The organism is Variovorax sp. S12S4, from assembly GCF_023195515.1.
GTDB lineage: Bacteria > Pseudomonadota > Gammaproteobacteria > Burkholderiales > Burkholderiaceae_C > Variovorax.
In genome coordinates, this window is record NZ_JALPKR020000002.1 from 375,641 (window position 1) to 391,964 (window position 16,324).

14 protein-coding genes and 1 pseudogene are annotated in these 16,324 nt (G+C 67.5%); 7 read left to right on the forward strand and 8 right to left on the reverse strand.

Annotated features, from left to right (window positions below):
- Positions 1 to 4: 4 nt before the first annotated feature.
- A complete protein-coding gene (locus M0765_RS02125) occupies positions 5 to 1,105 on the reverse strand; it encodes a BMP family ABC transporter substrate-binding protein (RefSeq protein ID WP_258501741.1) in 1,101 nt (366 codons plus the stop codon).
- 88 nt (positions 1,106 to 1,193) lie between these two features.
- On the reverse strand, positions 1,194 to 2,138 hold the full coding sequence (locus M0765_RS02130) for a LysR substrate-binding domain-containing protein (protein ID WP_258501742.1): 945 nt from the start codon (positions 2,136 to 2,138) through the stop codon (positions 1,194 to 1,196).
- A 96-nt stretch (positions 2,139 to 2,234) separates the two neighbouring features.
- Here M0765_RS02130 and M0765_RS02135 point away from each other — a divergent pair, with 96 nt between their 5' ends.
- Positions 2,235 to 3,545, forward strand: a complete 1,311-nt coding sequence (locus M0765_RS02135; protein ID WP_258501743.1) for an MFS transporter — start codon at positions 2,235 to 2,237, stop codon at positions 3,543 to 3,545.
- Here the strand turns inward: M0765_RS02135 and M0765_RS02140 are convergent.
- Positions 3,506 to 4,567 (reverse strand): adenosine deaminase, encoded by a 1,062-nt coding sequence (locus tag M0765_RS02140; protein WP_258501744.1) that lies wholly within the window; start codon positions 4,565 to 4,567, stop codon positions 3,506 to 3,508. The genes M0765_RS02135 and M0765_RS02140 overlap by 40 nt on opposite strands.
- Before the next feature lie 109 nt (positions 4,568 to 4,676).
- On the opposite strand from M0765_RS02140, the gene M0765_RS02145 reads away from it, so the two are divergent.
- The gene (locus M0765_RS02145) at positions 4,677 to 5,573 is read left to right on the forward strand and encodes an amidohydrolase family protein (RefSeq protein ID WP_258501745.1); all 897 of its coding nucleotides are present in this window, start codon (positions 4,677 to 4,679) and stop codon (positions 5,571 to 5,573) included.
- Here the strand turns inward: M0765_RS02145 and M0765_RS02150 are convergent.
- Positions 5,560 to 7,260 carry a PAS domain-containing sensor histidine kinase gene (locus M0765_RS02150; RefSeq protein ID WP_258501747.1) on the reverse strand — a complete coding sequence of 567 codons (1,701 nt, stop codon included), beginning with the start codon at positions 7,258 to 7,260 and terminating at the stop codon, positions 5,560 to 5,562. The genes M0765_RS02145 and M0765_RS02150 overlap by 14 nt on opposite strands.
- A gap of 147 nt (positions 7,261 to 7,407) precedes the next feature.
- Here M0765_RS02150 and M0765_RS02155 point away from each other — a divergent pair, with 147 nt between their 5' ends.
- Positions 7,408 to 8,052 (forward strand): TetR/AcrR family transcriptional regulator, encoded by a 645-nt coding sequence (locus M0765_RS02155; RefSeq protein ID WP_258501748.1) that lies wholly within the window; start codon positions 7,408 to 7,410, stop codon positions 8,050 to 8,052.
- Positions 8,049 to 9,285: pseudogene (locus M0765_RS02160) on the forward strand (glycosyltransferase). The gene M0765_RS02155 and the pseudogene M0765_RS02160 overlap by 4 nt, the downstream one beginning before the upstream one ends.
- A 14-nt stretch (positions 9,286 to 9,299) precedes the next feature.
- Here M0765_RS02160 and M0765_RS02165 read toward each other — a convergent pair.
- Positions 9,300 to 10,850, reverse strand: coding sequence for a serine hydrolase domain-containing protein (locus M0765_RS02165; protein WP_258501750.1), 1,551 nt, complete (start codon positions 10,848 to 10,850; stop codon positions 9,300 to 9,302).
- Positions 10,851 to 10,894: 44 nt separating this feature from the next.
- Positions 10,895 to 11,797 (reverse strand): LysR family transcriptional regulator, encoded by a 903-nt coding sequence (locus tag M0765_RS02170; RefSeq protein WP_258501751.1) that lies wholly within the window; start codon positions 11,795 to 11,797, stop codon positions 10,895 to 10,897.
- 139 nt (positions 11,798 to 11,936) lie between these two features.
- Between M0765_RS02170 and M0765_RS02175 the strand changes: the two genes are divergently transcribed.
- Together M0765_RS02175 and M0765_RS02180 are read left to right on the forward strand one after the other, a co-directional pair.
- A complete protein-coding gene (locus tag M0765_RS02175; protein WP_258501752.1) occupies positions 11,937 to 12,329 on the forward strand; it encodes an alcohol dehydrogenase catalytic domain-containing protein in 393 nt (130 codons plus the stop codon).
- Positions 12,317 to 12,949 carry a zinc-binding dehydrogenase gene (locus M0765_RS02180; RefSeq protein ID WP_258501753.1) on the forward strand — a complete coding sequence of 211 codons (633 nt, stop codon included), beginning with the start codon at positions 12,317 to 12,319 and terminating at the stop codon, positions 12,947 to 12,949. The genes M0765_RS02175 and M0765_RS02180 overlap by 13 nt, the downstream gene beginning before the upstream one ends.
- Position 12,950: 1 nt before the next feature.
- Here M0765_RS02180 and M0765_RS02185 read toward each other — a convergent pair whose 3' ends face one another.
- Entirely contained in the window at positions 12,951 to 14,135 is a 1,185-nt protein-coding gene (locus M0765_RS02185; protein WP_258501755.1) for an amylo-alpha-1,6-glucosidase, read from the reverse strand.
- Positions 14,122 to 15,120, reverse strand: a complete 999-nt coding sequence (locus tag M0765_RS02190) for a GlxA family transcriptional regulator (protein WP_258501756.1) — start codon at positions 15,118 to 15,120, stop codon at positions 14,122 to 14,124. Before M0765_RS02190 ends, M0765_RS02185 begins: the two co-directional genes overlap by 14 nt.
- 41 nt (positions 15,121 to 15,161) lie before the next feature.
- Here M0765_RS02190 and M0765_RS02195 point away from each other — a divergent pair, with 41 nt between their 5' ends.
- Positions 15,162 to 16,301, forward strand: coding sequence for a DJ-1/PfpI family protein (locus tag M0765_RS02195; RefSeq protein WP_258501757.1), 1,140 nt, complete (start codon positions 15,162 to 15,164; stop codon positions 16,299 to 16,301).
- Positions 16,302 to 16,324 lie beyond the last annotated feature (23 nt).

The following is a 16,324-nucleotide window of genomic DNA, read 5'->3' on the forward strand; positions in this document are numbered from 1 at the left end:
TGGGCTACCGCGTAACGCGGCCCTGCACGCCTTCGGCCAGCCAGTTCATCTTCAGGATCTGCTCGTCGTTCAGCTGCGCACCTTTCGCGATGACGACACGGCCCTCGTTGTCGCGCATGTCGCCGTTCACCGCGCGAAACGGCTGCAGCTTGCCCGCGGCAATGTCCTGCTGGCGCGCCAGCACCTCCTGCTGCACGGCCTTGGGCACCTTGGTGCCGAAGTCGCCGACGCGAATCATTCCTTCCTTCACGCCGCCCCAGACGTTGCCGCTCTTCCAGCTGCCGTCGAGCACCGCCTGCGCGCGCTGCGTGTAGTAGCCGCCCCACTGGTGGGTAACGGCGACGATCTGCGCATCGGGCGCGATCTTGCGCATGTCGGAGTGATAGGCAACGGCCATCTTGCCGCGCTCCTGCGCCGCGGCCATCACCGCGGTGGAGCCGGTGTGAAAGGCGACGACGTCGGCGTTCTGGTTGAACAGCGCCATGGCCGCGTCGCGCTCCTTCGGCGGGTCGAACCATTCGTTGAGCCACACCACGACCACCTTGGCATTCGGGTTGATCGAACGCATGCCGAGCGTGAAGGCGTTGATGCCTTGCAGCACTTCAGGAATCGGAAAGCCCGCCACGTAGCCGGCCACGTTCGTCTTCGTCATGCGGCCGGCCGCAATGCCTGCGAGGTAGCGGCCTTCGTAGTAGCGCGCATTGGCCGTTGCCACGTTGGGCGCGGCCTTGTAGCCGGTGACCGATTCGAACTTCACATCCGGAAAGTCGCGCGCCACCTTCAACGTCGGTTCCATGTAGCCGAAGCTGGGCGTGAAGATCAGCCGGTTGCCCTGCTGCGCAAGATCGCGGATCACGCGCTCGGCGTCGGCCCCCTCGGGCACGTTCTCGACGAAGGTGGTCTTAACCTTGCCGCCGAGTGCCGCATCGACGGCCTTGCGGCCCTCTTCATGCTGGCGCACCCAGCCGGCGTCGGTGACCGGCGTCACGTAGACGAAGCCGATCTTCAGCGGCTCCTTGGGAGCCTGCGGTTGCGAAAAGGCGGGAGATAAAAAACAGGCGGCTGCCCACGCCAGAACGGCGCGGCCCGCGAGGTTTTTGTACATGGTGGTCCTCTACATGGCCCCGGAAAAGCAAAAACCCGCAGCAGGCCGGGACGCCCTGCTGCGGGGTTCGGATTCTAGCGGGGGCCGTTCAGTGAAGCTGCGCGGGCTCCAGCTGCACATGCTGGCGCACGGCCTCCAGCAACAGCGTGGCAAGCCGCTCCACCGGCGTCTCGGCCGCGGCCTGCGCGCGGTAGAGCATGAGCGACATCTGCGGCAGCGCCGGAAGGCCCACGGCCGTGCGGTCGATGGGGCGCACATGCGCAGGCAGGCCGAAGGGCGTGCGCACCGAAAGGCCGAGGCCCGCCGAGGTGGCCGCCCACAAGGCCGCAAGGCTGGCGCTGGTGAACGCATGGCGCCACGGCGTGCCCGCGCGGTCGAGCGCGGCGGTGACAATTTCGCGCAACGGGCACGGCGCGTCGAGCAGCACCAGCGGCAGCGGTTCCCTGGTCTTGCGGGCGCCGCCGCGGCGCTCGCGCTCTTTCCACCAGGGCGCATCGAGCGCATCGGGCGCACGGGGGCCGATCCACTGCAGCGGCAGCCGCGCCACGCGCTCGCCGTGCGGCGTCATCTGCTCGCCGGTATCCCACACCAGCGCCAGGTCGAGTTGCCGAAGCTCGAGCCGCTCGCGCAGTTCGGCACTGCGCGCCACGCAGGCTTCGATGCGCACCTTGGGGTGCGCGCGCGAAAAGCGCCCGAGCACGGCGGGCAGCAGCGTCTCGCCGAAGTCTTCCTGCAGGCCGAGCCGCACCCAGCCCTGCAAGTCGGCCCCGCGCATGGCGGCGCCGGCCTCCTCGTTGAGCTCGAGCATGCGGTGGGCGTAGGCAAGCAGCGTTTCGCCCGCATCGGTGAGCTCCAGGCCGCGGCCGGCCTTGCGGAAAAGCGCCGTGCCGGCCTGCGCCTCGAGCTTCTTGAGCTGCGCGCTCACTGCCGATGTGGAGCGGCCCAGCCGATCCGCCGCACGCGCATAGCTGCCGAGCGCGATGCCGGTGGAAAAACTGCGCAGCACATCGAGATCGAACATCACCTGAGACATGGATTTACCCCTCAACAATCGTCCTGTTTTTTTGAACGGTTGCACCATTATTTTCTGATTTTCAAAATCTTTGCAACGGCGGAAACTCCGCCGCAAATGAACCCATCGACCTCCTCTTCTTCATTCCCGCCCAGTCATCGCTGGAAGGTGCTGGCCGCGGGCGTGGCCGCCAACGCAGCTTTCTCCGTGGCCTTCAGCGGCATTCCAATGACCGCGGTGCTGATGCGCACCGGCTACCAGCTCGACAACGCCACGCTTGGCCTGGTGCTGGGCCTGATGGGCCTGGGCATTGCGGTGAGCGAGCTGCCCTGGGGCCTGTTGACCGACCGCTGGGGCGACAGGCCGGTGCTGCTGACGGGTTTGGGCAGCACCGCCGTTGCACTCACGGCAATGGCGCTCTGGGCCGCGCCCAGCGCGCAGCACATTCCCGGCCTGGGCTGGCTGGGGGCAGGGCTGCTGCTGGTGGGCCTGCTCGGCGGCAGCGTCAACGGTGCGAGCGGCCGGGCGGTGATGACGTGGTTCGATGCCGGAGAGCGCGGGCTTGCCATGAGCATCCGCCAAACCGCCGTGCCGCTGGGCGGCGGCATCGGCGCACTGGTGTTGCCCTTTGTCGCGCTGCACTTCGGCTTTGCCGCGCTCTACGGGCTGCTGGCGGTACTGTGCCTGCTGAGCGCGGTGATGAGCTGGGCCTGGGTGCATGAGCCGCCGATTGCGCCGCGCAGCCAGGCCGGGGCTGCACAAGCCTCGGCTTCACCGCAGAGCGGCCCGCTGCGCGATGCGCGCGTCTGGCGCATCGTGGCCGGCATCGGCATTCTGTGCGCGCCGCAGTTCGCGGTGCTGTCTTTCGGCACGGTGTTCCTCAATGACTTCGGCCATGCCGGGCTCGCAACCATCACCGCCACCATGGTGTTCATACAGATCGGCGCGATGGTCATGCGCGTATGGAGCGGCCGCTGGACCGATCGCCGCCGCAACCGCCCCGCCTATCTGCGCGCCTGCAGCGCACTGAGCGTGCTGCTGTTCGCGGGCCTTGCCGGGCTGGTGATGGCGGCTGGCACGCACACGGCCGACTCGGCGGCGTTGCGCGTGGCGCTGGTGGTGCTGCTGGCCGCGAGCGGTGTCTGCGTATCCGCCTGGCACGGTGTGGCCTATACAGAGCTGGCCACGATGGCCGGCGCGGCCCGCGCCGGCACCGCCCTCGGCATGGCGAACACCAGCGTGTTCCTGGTGTGCTTTGTCACGCCCTTTTCCATTCCGCATCTGCTCACGCTGCAGGGCTGGGCGCTGGTGTGGCTCGCGGCCAGCGCCGCTGCGCTGGTGGCGATGCCGCTGCTGGTTCCGCGGCAACGTGCCGCCGCGGATGCCGGTCAGAAGGTTGCGAAGACGTCGTTGAGCCGGTCGACGTAGGCGCGCTTGGCCGCCACGTCGATGAAGCTGCCTTCGAAGCTGTTGGCCGCGAGTTGCCATGCCTGCTGAACGCTGAGCCCGGTCGCCGCGAAGGTCTGCGTGAAGTTCTGGTTCATGTAGCCGCCGAAGTACGCCGGGTCGTCCGAATTGACGGTGGCGACCAGCCCCGCATCGAGCAGCGCACCGAGGTTGTGCTGCGCCAGGTCGGGGAACACGCAGAGCTTGAGATTCGACAGCGGGCACACGGTGAGCGGAATGCGCTCTTGCGCAAGCCGCTTCATCAGCGCCGGGTCTTTCGCGCTCTGGACGCCGTGGTCGACGCGTTCGACCTTCAGCACGTCGAGTGCGCTCCACACGTACTCCGGCGGGCCCTCCTCGCCGGCATGCGCGACAAGGTGCAAGCCTAGCTCGCGGCAGCGCGCGAACACGCGCGCAAACTTTTCGGGCGGATGGCCCACTTCGCTCGAATCGAGCCCCACGCCGATGAACTTGTCGCGGTAAGGCAGCGCCTGCTCCAGCGTTTCGAAGGCTTCTTCTTCGCTCAGGTGGCGCAGAAAGCACAGGATGAGCGCGGCGCTCACGCCCAGCTTGGGCAGCGCGTCGACGCAGGCCCGGTGCAGGCCGTTCACCACCACTTCCATCGGCACGCCGCGCGCCGTGTGCGTCTGAGGGTCGAAGAACATCTCGGTGCGCACCACGTTGTCGGCCGCGGCGCGCTCCAGGTAGGCCCAGGCCATGTCGTAGAAGTCTTGCTCCTTGAGCAACACGCTGGCGCCGGCGTAGTAGATGTCGAGAAAACTCTGCAGGTTGGTGAAGGCATAGGCGCGGCGCAGGTCTTCCACGCTCGCGTAGGGAATGCTCACGCCGTTGCGCTGCGCGAGCGCGAAGATCAGCTCGGGCTCGAGCGAACCTTCGATGTGCATGTGCAGCTCGGCCTTGGGCATGGCGCGCAGCAGCTCGGGCAGGCGGTCGGCGGCAATGTTGCCGAAGCTCTTGTCGAAGACGGGTCGGTAGTCGGTCATGGCGGGGCAAATCTGGCGTTGTGATTGCACACAGCATAAGCGCTGCCGCGCCCGTGCGCGAGGCCGCCGCGGCCCGGATAATCGCGCTTCCACCCCGCATGAGGATTCCATGAGAGCCATTGCGCCTATTGCAGCCCTGCTTCTGGCCGCCTGCTCGGCGGTTGCCGTGCCTTCCGCCTTTGCACAGACACCCTACGCCGGCCCGCTGTTCGACACGCACCTGCACTACAACCAGGAAGCCTGGGACGGCAACACCGGGCCGTATCCGCCGGCCGAGGCGCTCGCGCGCATGCAGCGCAACAATGTGAAGGCGATCATCGCCAATTCGCGGCCCAACGCCGGCACGCAAACCCTGGCGGCGGCGCGCGAAACCCGCGAGGCGGGCGTTACCGTGGTGCCCTTCGTGCGCCTGTACCGCAACCGCGACGACTACAGCAACTGGTTCCGCGACGAAACCATCCACGAGATGGTGCAGACCGAACTGGCGCGCGGCACCGCAAGCGGGCCTTACCGCGGCATCGGCGAATTCCACCTGTACGAGAGCGCCAATGCCAACGGCCCCGTCGCCAAGAAGCTCATTGCACTGGCGGAACGGCAAAAGCTCGCGGTGCTTGCGCACGTCGACGACGTGGCGATCGACCTGCTGATGGCCAACGCACCATCGAAGGGCCAATCGCTGCGCCTCATCTGGGCACACACGGGCATAGGCGGCGCGCCGATCGAACGCGTGCAGGCGCTGCTGGAACGCTACCCGCTGCTGATGGGCGAGCTCTCTTATCGGCCGGGGCTCACCTGCGAGGGCGGCAAGCTGTGCCCCGATTGGCGCGCGCTGCTGCTCAAGTACCCCGACCGCTTCGTCGTCGGCTCCGACACCTGGGTCAACCAGCGCTGGAGCGCCTACGACGAGATCATGCGCGGCTACCGCACCTGGCTTGGCGACCTGCCGCCCGACGTGGCGCAGCGCATTGCGTGGGGCAACGCGGCCGCGCTGTTCAGCCTGCGCTGAGCGGGGCCGCTGCCTTGGCCTCGACCGGCAGTTCGAGCGTGAACGCCGCACCGGTGCCGGGCCCATCGCTGTGCGCCGTGAGGGTGCCGCCCATCTCATGCGCGGCGATTACCGCGCTGTGCAGGCCGAACCCATGGCCGGTCTTCTTGGTGGTGAAGCCGTGCACGAACACCTGGGTCAGCGCCTGCGTCTCTATGCCCACCCCGTTGTCCGCCACGCAGATGCGAAGCCGCTGGCCCGGCAGCAGCTCCACCCGCAGCGTGAGCCTGGGCTCGCGGTCGGCCACGCCGTCCATGGCCTGCTCGGCGTTGCTGATGAGGTTCACCAGAATCTGAAGTATTCGCCCGTGATCGAGCATCAACTCGGGAACATCGGCAATCTCTTTTTCGATCACCATCTGGCGCCGCTTCAAAGCCTCTTCGTTGATGCGCAGCGCATCCTCGACCAGATCGCGGATCTGCACCTTCTCCAGCAGCCTCGAAGCCCCGGCGTGGGCCTGCTGCGCAGCAATGATCTCCTTGATGTGTTCCACGTTCTTGCTCAGCGCCGCAAGCTCCTTGATGGCGTCGTTCTGCTCCGTCACCAGCGCCGAGGCCAGCTGGCGCAAATAGCCGGGAAGCATCTTGCCCTTGGGGTCCGACGCCAGGAACGCGCCCAGGTCATCCGCATGCTCATCCAGCAGTTGCACCGCCCGCGCAAGCCCGGCCACCTTGGAAGCACGAACGCGCGAAAGAATGAGCGCTGCGGAGACGTTCACGCTGTTGAGCACATTGCCCACGTTGTGCAGCACATTGGTGGCAATGCGGGCCATGCCCGCCAGGTGCGAGGCCTCGACCAGTTGCTTGTGCACCTCGGCAATCTGGCGCTCGGCCTCCTTCAGGTCCGAGATGTTCTTGGTGATGCCGAAGGTTCCGACGATCTCGCCCGCACGGTTGCGCAGCGGCATCTTCGTGGTCAGGGCCCAGGTGTCGGGCCGCCCGTCGATCCAGGTTTCTCTTTCGACCTTGCCGATCATCGGCAGGCCGGTGCGGATGATCTCCTGCTCGTCTTCGAAGGCCGGCCGTGCATGGTCTTCGGAGAAGACGTCGAAATCGGACTTGCCGACAAGCCCCTCGGGCGTGGACATTCCGAATTCAAGGGCTTGGGCCGTGCTGGTCTTGATGAAGCGGGACTGCGCGTCCTTGAAGTAGATGTGGTCCGGGGAGTTGTCCAGGAGCGCGCGAAGAAGATCGCGCTCGTTGGCCAGCATCTCGTCTTCCCGGTGGCGCCGGGTCACCTCGAGCACGACCCCCTGGCTGCCGATGACCGCTCCGCTCGGCCCCAGCACCGCGGATTCGACCACCTGCCAAGTCTGGGGCTGCCCGCCCGCGCCAGAAAGAACTTCTTCGCGCTCGAGTTGCTGCCCCGTCTGCACGATCTGCGCGTGCTGCCTGTCTTCCCGCTCTGCGAGTTCCGGCCGCCAAGGCGAGTCCGGCCGTTGTGCCGCTTCGGCAGAGGCGATCTCGGCGGCAGTGCGGCCCAGGATCCGGTCCGCCGGCGTGCGCTTGAGCTGGCTGAACCGCTCGTTCACGAAGACGAACCGCCCCGCGGCGTCCTTGCGAAAAATTGCGGCGGGCAACTGCTCGACGATCGGCGTCGTGTCTTGCAGAAGGGTTGCGCTTGCGACCGAGGCGGTTTGGCTTGGCATGGCGATGCGGCTCCCGAGAAAAAATGTCTTATATCCCGGGCCGCGGGCGGACACCAGCCTTGGATCTCCCGCCCCGCCCGCCTCGATCCGCGTCAATTATGAACATCGTATAAACTTGAACGACGTTCATATTTCAATGGCTGACCTTTGGCAGACGCAGAACCTACAGGCAGGCGCGAGCGGCGCCGCGCCCAAACGCTCGACAGCGTGGCAACCATTGCCATGCGGCTCTTCGAAGCCAATGGCTACAACGCCACCACCATGGAGCAAATCGCGCTGCAGGCCGATGTGGCCAAGGGCACGCTGTACAACCACTTTCCGACCAAGGAGGCGATCCTTGCGCACTGGGTGCACAAGGAGCTGGCGGAGGACACGCAACGGCTGAGCCGCCTGGCCGAGAAGCCCGGCAGCTTCGAGTCGCGGCTGATGCAGCTGCTCGACGCGTCGGCCGAATGGTCTGAGCGCTACCGGGCCTACCTGCTCGACTATTTCCGGTTCCGCTTTCTCAACATCGAGGACGAGCTCGACGCCGGCGAGGCCCAGGGGCGCCCGCGCGACCTCGCAGGGCTCTTTGCGCTGCTGATCGCGCAGGCGCAGCAAGACGGCACGCTGCGCGCCGACCTGCCCGCCGAGCACCTGGCTTCGCTGCTGCACCACCTGTACTTCGGCGCGCTGATGCGATGGCTCACGCAGCCGGGCCTGGTGCTCGGCGACGAGTTTGCGGTCATTGTCGAAATCTTTGTCGGCGGCGCCCGTGCCGCCGGCAAGCCACTGCGGAGAAAGCGCGCATGAAGATCGCCGTCGTTACCTATGGCACCGAGGGCGATACCCGCCCGCTCGCGGCGCTGTGCCATGCGCTCGACAACGCGGGCCACGCGTCGGTGCTGCTGGCGGACGCGTCGACGCTGGGCACCGCGCAGCGGCTCGGCGTGCACTCGCATGCATTGGCAGGCGACATCCGCGGTGCGCTGGGCACCGGCGGGGCCATTGCCAACGTCGTGGCGCAGAGCGACCGGCCCGGGGCGGCCGCCAAGGCGCTTGCGGACATTGCCAACGTGCAAGCCGCGGCCTGGCTGCGGCGAACGGTCGAGACTGCGCGCGGCTGCGACGCCATCGTGTGTGCGGGACTCGCCGCTTTCGTGGGGCTGTCGGCGGCGGAAGCACTCGATGTGCCCGCGATTGGTGCCGGCATGTTCCCGCTCACCCCGACGCGTGAGTTCGCATCACCTTTCCTGCCGCCTTCGCGCGTGCCGCGCTTTCTGAACCGCGCCAGCCATCACCTGGTCACTGCGATGCTGTGGCGTGCATTCCGGCCGGCGCTGAATGCGGCACGCGCCGAAGTGTGCGGCCTGCCGCCGCGCCGCCGCATGTGGACCGCGCACCCGGCGCTCTACGGCTTTTCGCCCAGCCTTGTGCCACGGCCGGCCGATTGGCCCGCGAACGCCGCCGTGTGCGGCCAGTGGATTCCGCCGGCACCTGATTGGCAACCGCCGCAGCCGCTGAGCACCTTCCTCGCCGCGGGCGAGCCACCGGTCTACATCGGCTTCGGCAGCATGACCGGCTTCGACGCGAGCCGCCTGCGCCAGGTGGTGGTCGATGCCGTCGCGGGCCGGCGTGCCGTGCTCAACCCCGGCTGGAGCGGCATCGACGTGCAGCAGCTCCCCGCCAACTTCCATGTGGTGGGCGACACGCCGCACGACTGGCTGTTTCCGCTGATGTCGGTGGTGGTGCATCACGGCGGTTCGGGCACCACGCATTCGGCCGCGCGCGGGCGTGCCGTCGGTGGTGGTGCCCTTTGCGGGCGATCAGTTCTTCTGGGCGCACCGAATGGCGCTGGCAGGCGTTGCGCCGGAGGGGGTTGCAGGCAGCCGCCTGGGCGCGGATGAACTGGCGCGGGCCATTGCATTTGCAGATCGCCCGGAGGTGCGTGCCAAGGCGCATGCCTTGGGCGAGCAGATGCGTGCGGAAAACGGATTGGCGCGCGCGGTGGAGGCCATCGAGAAAATCGTGGCGACTGCTGCCTGATTCGATGGTTGCCGCTAGTCCGCGGCCCTGCCCTGCACCTGGGTCTTGAAGCCTCGGTTGTTTTCGAAAGCCACGTTCAGCCTGGCGCCATCGAAGCGCAGCAGGTACATCGACACGTCGCCATCGCTCAGCGAACGCGAGAAGATGCGAAAGCTCTGCGGGTCGGTCCAGTCGCCCCTGACCGCAACCGGCGCGTCGGCAACCCTTTCGTTGATGCAGTAGTAGCCGTCGAGCCCCAGCGGCCCGGTCACCGGCTCGGCAGGCGCATCGGTGCGGCCGTTGTCGAAGAGTATTTCGTAGCTTGGGTTTGCCGCCGTGAGATCGAGCATCAGGCGTCTCACACCCAACAGATTGCGGTCGAATTGCCAGACCTTACGCGAGACCGTTGCAGCAAGCTCGGGCGCAGGCGCCACGGGGCTTTGCTTTTCTACGGATGCAGCGCGAATGCGATCGGCCAGCACGGCCTGCGCAGCGCCGTCTTCGGCCAGCGGCCGGGCCGAACGCGCAGAGGCCGCGATCATGTCGATGAACGGAGGCAGCAGGTAGTTGCGCCTTCCCGTGACGACCGCAACCACGTCGATGTCCGGCATCACGATGATGAGCTGCCGGTTCATGCCCGCCGCAATGTAGGCGCGCTTTTCCGGAATGGTCCACCAGCCGTTCGCATAGCGGAAGACGGGCCCATTCTTGAAGCCCATGTCCACCGATGCTTGAAAGACCTGCTCCACCCACGCGGCGGGCAGCAACTGGCGCCCTTCCCATTGGCCCTTGCGCAAGTAGAGGTAGCCGATCTTCGCCATGTCGCGCGGATGCAGGTAAAGACCGAAGCCGCCGGTCTCGATGCCCTGCGGGTCCTTGCGCCAGCGAACGTCGCCGATGCCCAGCGGCTGGAACAGCCTGCGCTGCGCATAGGCCAGCGTGCTGCCGCCTGTCTTCTTCGCAAGAATGGCCGACAGCAGATGCGTGTTGCCGCTGTTGTAGTTGAAGCCGCCGCCGGGCGGCTGCGCCATCGGGCGGTCGAGCACAAAGCCTTGCCAGTCGCGACTGCGCCCGAACTGCAGTGCTGTCTCGGGCACCGAATCGTCAAGCTTCTCCTTCCAATCGATGCCCGAGGTCATGTCGAGCAGGTGCCCGATGGTCATCGCCTTCTTCGACGCATCGAGATTCGCAATGCTGCGCTCGGGAAAGAGGTCGATCACCGGCTGGTCGCGCGAAGCCAGCACCCCGTCCTGGAGCGCCATGCCGGTGAGCGTTCCGACGACGGCCTTGGTGGTGGAGTTCACCGCATGCTTGAGATTGGCGCGGTAGGGTGCGTAGTAGGCCTCGGCAACCAGCCTTCCATAGCGCGTGACGAGCAGGCTGTCCATCGCGTTGGCGGCGCCAAAGTCGACCAGCCTGGCGACCGCGGCGGAATCCATGCCTTGCGCCTCGGGTGTGCTTGCCAACCACCCGGCGGTCGGCCAGACGGCCGGCTCGTCCGCCGGTGCGGCCTTGAGTGGCAAGGCCGCAAAGAACAGCGAGGCCGCCATGGTGGCCAGGAGGCTTGTCTTGCCGTGCACTCGCATACCGGTCTCCCAGTGAGTTTGGCGCCGATCATATCGGCGCTGCTTCAATCGCCAAAGGCGCGCAGCATCGCCTTGCGCAGCCAGGCCTCCGCCGGGTCCTTGTCGGTTACGGCGCGCCATGCCAGCTTGATCTGGTAGCTCGGGCTTTCGAACGGCAAAGCCTCGTAGCGAAGCCCGCCCTGCGCAGACAGCGCCTGTGCCACATGCTCGGGCACCGTGGCCAGCAACTCGGTGCCGGCCAGCACCGCGGGCAGGCTGCCGAACTGCGGCACCGAGAAGGCCACGTCGCGCTGCCGGCCAAGTTCGCTCAACGTCTCGTCGACGGTGCCGCAGAGGTCGCCCGCGTAGGTCACGAGCACATGCCGGCGGCGGCAGTAATCGTCGAGCGAAATTTTTCCGGCGGCGGTGTCGGCGCGCAGCAGCGCGAAACGCGCCGTGCGAACCTTGCGGACCTTCGCGCCCGCGGGCAGGTCTTTCAGGAAGCTCATCACCGCACTGACCTGCCCGTCGTCAAGGTGCTGTGCAGCGTTGCGGTAGCAGACGGTGAGCGTGACCAGCCTGGCGCTCGGCGCCTCGGCACCGAGCGCGCGAAGCAGCCGCGGCAGCATGGCGATCTGCAGGTCGTCCGTCAGGCCGATGCGAAACACCGGCGCGGCGCGACCGGGCTCGAACTCCGCCTGCGCGCGCAGCGTCGCCTCGATCTGCTCGAGTGCCGGCCCAAGCCCCTGCATCAGCGCCAGCGCGCGCTCGGTCGGCTCCATCACGCGTCCCTGGCGCACCAGCAGCGGATCGCCCGTGAGCTCGCGCAGCCGCGCCAGCGCATGGCTCACCGCGGGCTGCCCCAGGTTCAGCCGCTCGGCGGCGCGGCTGACGTGCCGCTCGCGCATGAGCGCCGCCAGCACAGTGAGCAGGTTCAGGTCGATACGGCTGAGTTCGATCGGTTTCATCCGGGCGCTATGGAGTTATCGATTAAGTGCATACCGAATATCGTCTCAATCGATTTCCTTGATTGCCGCAAGGCCACTAGATTGGCTTGGTCGGTTGCTTCAGTCGTGCAGCCTTCGTTCTATCAAGGAGTGTTTTCGTATGAGCAAGATGGTTCGCTTTCACGAGTTCGGCGGTGCCGAGGTGCTGAAGATCGAACAGGTGGCAACGCCCTTGCCCGGCGCCGGCGAGGTGCGCATTGCGGTGCAGGCCATCGGCCTGAACTGGGCCGATGCGCTGTGGCGCCAGAACCTGTACATCGAAGATGCAACCCTGCCGGCCGGGCTGGGCAACGAGGCGGCCGGCACCATCGATGCGGTCGGCGCGGGTGTCAGCGGCTTCTCCATCGGCGACCGGGTTGCGGTTCTGCCGGGAGCCAATCAGGGCCGCTACCCTACGTATGGCGACAGCATCCTGTTCCCCGCGGCCCACGTGGTCCGCTACCCGGAGCAGCTCTCCCCGCGCAAGCCGCCGGCGCCTACATGGCCTACCTGACGGGCTACTTTCCGATGTTCGAGATGGCGCGGCTGCAGCGCGGGCAAACGATGCTCGTCACAGGCGCTTCATCGGGCACGGGCATCGCGGCGCTGCAGATGGCGCGTGCGGCCGGCATCATTGCCATTGCAACCACCCGCACGGCGGCCAAGCGCCAGGCGCTCTTCGATGCGGGCGCGGCGCATGTGGTGGTCACGCAAGACGAAGACGTGGTCGAACGCGTGCTGGCGCTCACCGATGGCCGCGGCGTCGACCTGGTGTACGACGGCGTGGGCGGTGCGCAGCTGGAGCGGCTCGGCGGCGTGGTCGCGCAGCGCGGTTGGTATGTGCTGTACGGGCTCTCCGGCGGCGCGGAGCTCAGGTATCCGGTTCTTGCGCAGTTTCGCAAGAGCTGGCGCTTCCACGTCTACACGGTTCTGGAGTTCATCGGTTCACCCACCATGGGCCTTCCGCGCGACGAGGACGCGTTCGGCCGCGGGCTGCGCTTCGTCAACGAGGGCCTGGCCAGCGGCGCCTTGCAGATGCGCATCGACCGCAGCTTTGCGCTCGACGATGTGGTGAAGGCTCACCAGTACCTCGAACGCGCGGGCCACGTCGGCAAGATCGTTCTCACAGTCTGAGCTACCAGGCCGCCTCGCCGCCCTGCAAGGCGCGCTGCGCAAGCAGGAAGGTGGCGGCGTTCCAGCTCTGGCCCGCCATTCCCATCGGCACCAGGGTGCGGCCGTGGAACCACTCGGTAAAGCGCCAGCCGCCGAGTTCGTTCACGTGCGCCAGGCGTGCAAGCTCGGGCCAGGCGAGATCGTGCAGGCCCAGGTGTGCGAGCGCCATCACCCAGAAGCCGCCCACAAAGGGCCAGATGCCGCCGTTGTGATACTGGTGCACCACGTTCTGCTGATGGCGCGCCATGTACGGCCGCCACAGCGCATGCTCGCGCGTGAGCGGATGCAGCACCACGCGCACCGGGTAAGGCTCGCAGGCGCGCGCCGCCGCAATGGTCTTGACGATGCGCCGCGCCATTGAAGAATCCGCCAGCCCGCTCTGTATGGCCAGCACATTGCCGAACACGTCGCCCTCGTTGCCCACGAACGAAAGGTTGACGAAGCTGAGATACAGGCCCGGGTCGTCCCGCCCGCGGCGCGCGTAGTGGCGCAGCAATCTTGCGCGGTGGTACTCGGGCAGGTCTTGCTGGAACGGATTGAACAGATGGTTGAAGTGATGTTCGGTCGCTTCGGCGTGCTCCAGCGCGAAGCGGCGCTTCACGTCGTACCAGAGCGCGTTGGTGTACAGCACATAGCCCGAGCGGGGCATGATGTCGGCCCAGTCGCTGGCCTCGTTCTGCTGCAGCAGCCTGAAGTGCTGGTGCTCCTGCGCGAGCAGCCAGCCGATGGCGCGCTCCACCTCGCCGCTCCAGTGCGAGGCACCCACCCGGCCATGGCGGCGCACATGGTCCACCGCAATCAGCCACCACAGCGTGGCATCGATGCAGCCCAGGTACCAGAAGTCGGCGTCCAGGCCTTCGGGGTCGACGTATTTGGGAATCTGCCCGTTGGCGGCCTGCTGCGCCGCGAGCGCATCGAGGCTGGCGACGGCGCCCGCCTCCAGCGCGGGCACGCCGCTGCCGCACATCGCCATCACGCAAATGGCGGCATCGCGCCCGAAGATGCGCGTGTAGCGCCGCGCCACCGCCGCCTCCGTGGGGCTGGCGGCCAGGATGCCGTGCGGCGTCAGGTTGCGCTCCAGGAGCTGGATGGAAGCTTGGGCGCAGTTGTCGATCAGTGCAAGGGTGCTGGCGTCAAGTTTGGTCATGGGTTCGATAGGCTTGCGGCGTCAGGCCGTGCTGCCGCGCGAAGGCGCGCTGCAGTGCATCCACCGATCCGAAGCCGCTGAGGCTCGCGATCCGGTCTTGCGGCCACTGCGTCTGGCGCAGCAGTTGCGCGGCGGCTGCCACGCGAATCTGTTCAACAAAGCGCGCCGGCGTGCGGCCGGTCTCGGCCGCAAAGGCGCGCGCGAAATTTCTCGGGCTCATCTGCACACGCCCGGCCAGCGCCTCCACCGAGAGATCGTCCTGCGGATGCGTGCCGATCCACGCCACCAGTTCGCGCAGCCGATGGCTGGCCGAAGCCTGCGCCTCGAGCGCCTGGCTCAGCTGCGGCTGCTCGGCGCCGCGCAGCATGGGCAGCGCCAGTGTGCGGGCGATCTCCATCGACACGGCATGGCCGAGGTCGTCCTCCACCAATGCGAGCGCCAGCTCGATTCCGGTGGTAACGCCGGCCGATGTCCACACCGGCCCGTCATGCACGTAGATGCGTTCGCGCTGCACCCGCACCTGCGGCCACAGCGCCTGCAGCTGGTCGCAGGCGCGCCAGTGCGTGGTGGCCTCGCGGCCGTCGAGCAGGCCGGCCGCGGCAAGCGCGAATGCCCCGCTGCACACGCTGGCAATACGGCGTACGCCGGGCGCAACCTCCGCAAGCCAGGCACCGATCCGCTGCTCCACGATGGCGGCGCGCACGCCCGGCTCGTCGCCACCCGCGACGACCAGCGTGTCGATCGCGGCGGGCAGTTGCCGCAGGTTGCAGGTTCCGGCAAAGCTCAGGCCGCCGTTCGTCAGCACGTTACCGCCCGAAGGCGACGCGATGTGCAAGCGATAGCTGCCGGGCCGCAGCAGCTCGGCCTTGCTGAACACGCTCGCCGGCCCGGCGATGTCGATGGCCTCGACACCGTCGAACGCGACAAGCACCACATCGCTGGCAGAAACCGCGGCTTCTTCGTCCTTGTGGGTCAGGGTCTGCATTCGTAGTCTCAGGGCATCGTCACGTCGACAAGGGTACGGCCATGTGGAGATGGGTTGGGGCGCTGATCGGAGCAAGTATTGCAGCCTTTGCACTGGCAGGCTGCAGCGGGAGCGCGACACCGCTGCCGCCCGCGCACGCGGACGCGTCCCGAAGCGAGCGCGAGAAGCAGGCCTTTGTCGAGGCCCTGAAGCCCCGCCGTGCCGGCAGGCCCGTGATTGCCGTGCTCGCGCTGAACGAAGGCACCGAGATGACCGACCTGCTGCTGCCGCATGCGGTGCTCAGGCGTGCCGATGTGGCCGAGGTGCGCATCGTGGCGCCGCGCAGCGGACGGGTGAGCCTGTATCCCGCACTGGCGATCGACGGCGCGCAGGACTTTGCCGGCTTCGACCGGCAGAACCCTTCGGGCGCCGACTACGTGATCGTGCCCGCGATGATCACGGAGGACGACCCCGCCGTCTCCGCATGGTTGAAGCAGCAGGCGGCGCGGGGCGCGCGCGTGATCGGCGTCTGCTCCGGCGCGCTGGTGGTCGGCCGCGCCGGCCTGCTCGACGGGCGTCGCTTTGCGGGCCATTGGTACGACCGCGGCACGCTGCAAAAGCGCCACCCCGGCGCCACCTACGTGCCGCACCAGCGCTACGTGGTGGACCGCGGCGTTGCCACGACCACCGGCATCACAGCCTCGGTGCCGACCATGCTCGCACTGGTCGAAGCCATCGGCGGGCCCGAGAAGGCAAAGGCAGTCGCCACCGAGCTGGGCGTGGCCTCCTGGAGCCCCGGGCACGACAGCACGCCGTTCTATCTCGACGCAGGCCGCAGAGCCGACTTTCTGCTGAACAAGGCCGCTTTCTGGCGCAACGAGCGGCGCAGCATCGAGGTGCGCAACGGCAGCGACGACATCGCCCTGGCGCTCGTGGCCGATGCTTGGTCGCGCAGCGGGCGCGCCAGCGTGGAGGCGGTGTCGGATTCAGGGCCGGTGACGCTGCGCAGCGGGCTGGTGCTCATGGCGCAGCCCTCCAGCAGCGGGAAAGCGCCGCCCCTGCCCCTCTCGGCAACGCTCAAGCCCGTGCAGCAACTGGACCGCACGCTGTGCGAGATCGGCGCGCGCCACGGCATGGCGCGGCGCAACTGGGTCATGCTCGAGATGGAATACCCCGGGCCGGTGAGCGGCTGCCCAAGCTGAACTTCAGCCGCTTGAAACAAAAG

What these genes read in the sequence shown, in the direction of transcription:
- M0765_RS02170 (WP_258501751.1), bottom strand. Translation starts at nt 11,797, where the DNA reads ATGAAACCGATCGAACTCAGCCGTATCGACCTGAACCTGCTCACTGTG.
- M0765_RS02150 (WP_258501747.1), bottom strand. Translation starts at nt 7,260, where the DNA reads ATGCCAAGCCAAACCGCCTCGGTCGCAAGCGCAACCCTTCTGCAAGAC.
- M0765_RS02130 (WP_258501742.1), bottom strand. Translation starts at nt 2,138, where the DNA reads ATGTCTCAGGTGATGTTCGATCTCGATGTGCTGCGCAGTTTTTCCACC.
- M0765_RS02140 (WP_258501744.1), bottom strand. Translation starts at nt 4,567, where the DNA reads ATGACCGACTACCGACCCGTCTTCGACAAGAGCTTCGGCAACATTGCC.
- M0765_RS02185 (WP_258501755.1), bottom strand. Translation starts at nt 14,135, where the DNA reads ATGACCAAACTTGACGCCAGCACCCTTGCACTGATCGACAACTGCGCC.
- M0765_RS02135 (WP_258501743.1), top strand. Translation starts at nt 2,235, where the DNA reads ATGAACCCATCGACCTCCTCTTCTTCATTCCCGCCCAGTCATCGCTGG.
- M0765_RS02145 (WP_258501745.1), top strand. Translation starts at nt 4,677, where the DNA reads ATGAGAGCCATTGCGCCTATTGCAGCCCTGCTTCTGGCCGCCTGCTCG.
- M0765_RS02165 (WP_258501750.1), bottom strand. Translation starts at nt 10,850, where the DNA reads ATGCGAGTGCACGGCAAGACAAGCCTCCTGGCCACCATGGCGGCCTCG.
- M0765_RS02125 (WP_258501741.1), bottom strand. Translation starts at nt 1,105, where the DNA reads ATGTACAAAAACCTCGCGGGCCGCGCCGTTCTGGCGTGGGCAGCCGCC.
- M0765_RS02195 (WP_258501757.1), top strand. Translation starts at nt 15,162, where the DNA reads ATGTGGAGATGGGTTGGGGCGCTGATCGGAGCAAGTATTGCAGCCTTT.
- M0765_RS02175 (WP_258501752.1), top strand. Translation starts at nt 11,937, where the DNA reads ATGAGCAAGATGGTTCGCTTTCACGAGTTCGGCGGTGCCGAGGTGCTG.
- M0765_RS02190 (WP_258501756.1), bottom strand. Translation starts at nt 15,120, where the DNA reads ATGCAGACCCTGACCCACAAGGACGAAGAAGCCGCGGTTTCTGCCAGC.
- M0765_RS02180 (WP_258501753.1), top strand. Translation starts at nt 12,317, where the DNA reads ATGGCCTACCTGACGGGCTACTTTCCGATGTTCGAGATGGCGCGGCTG.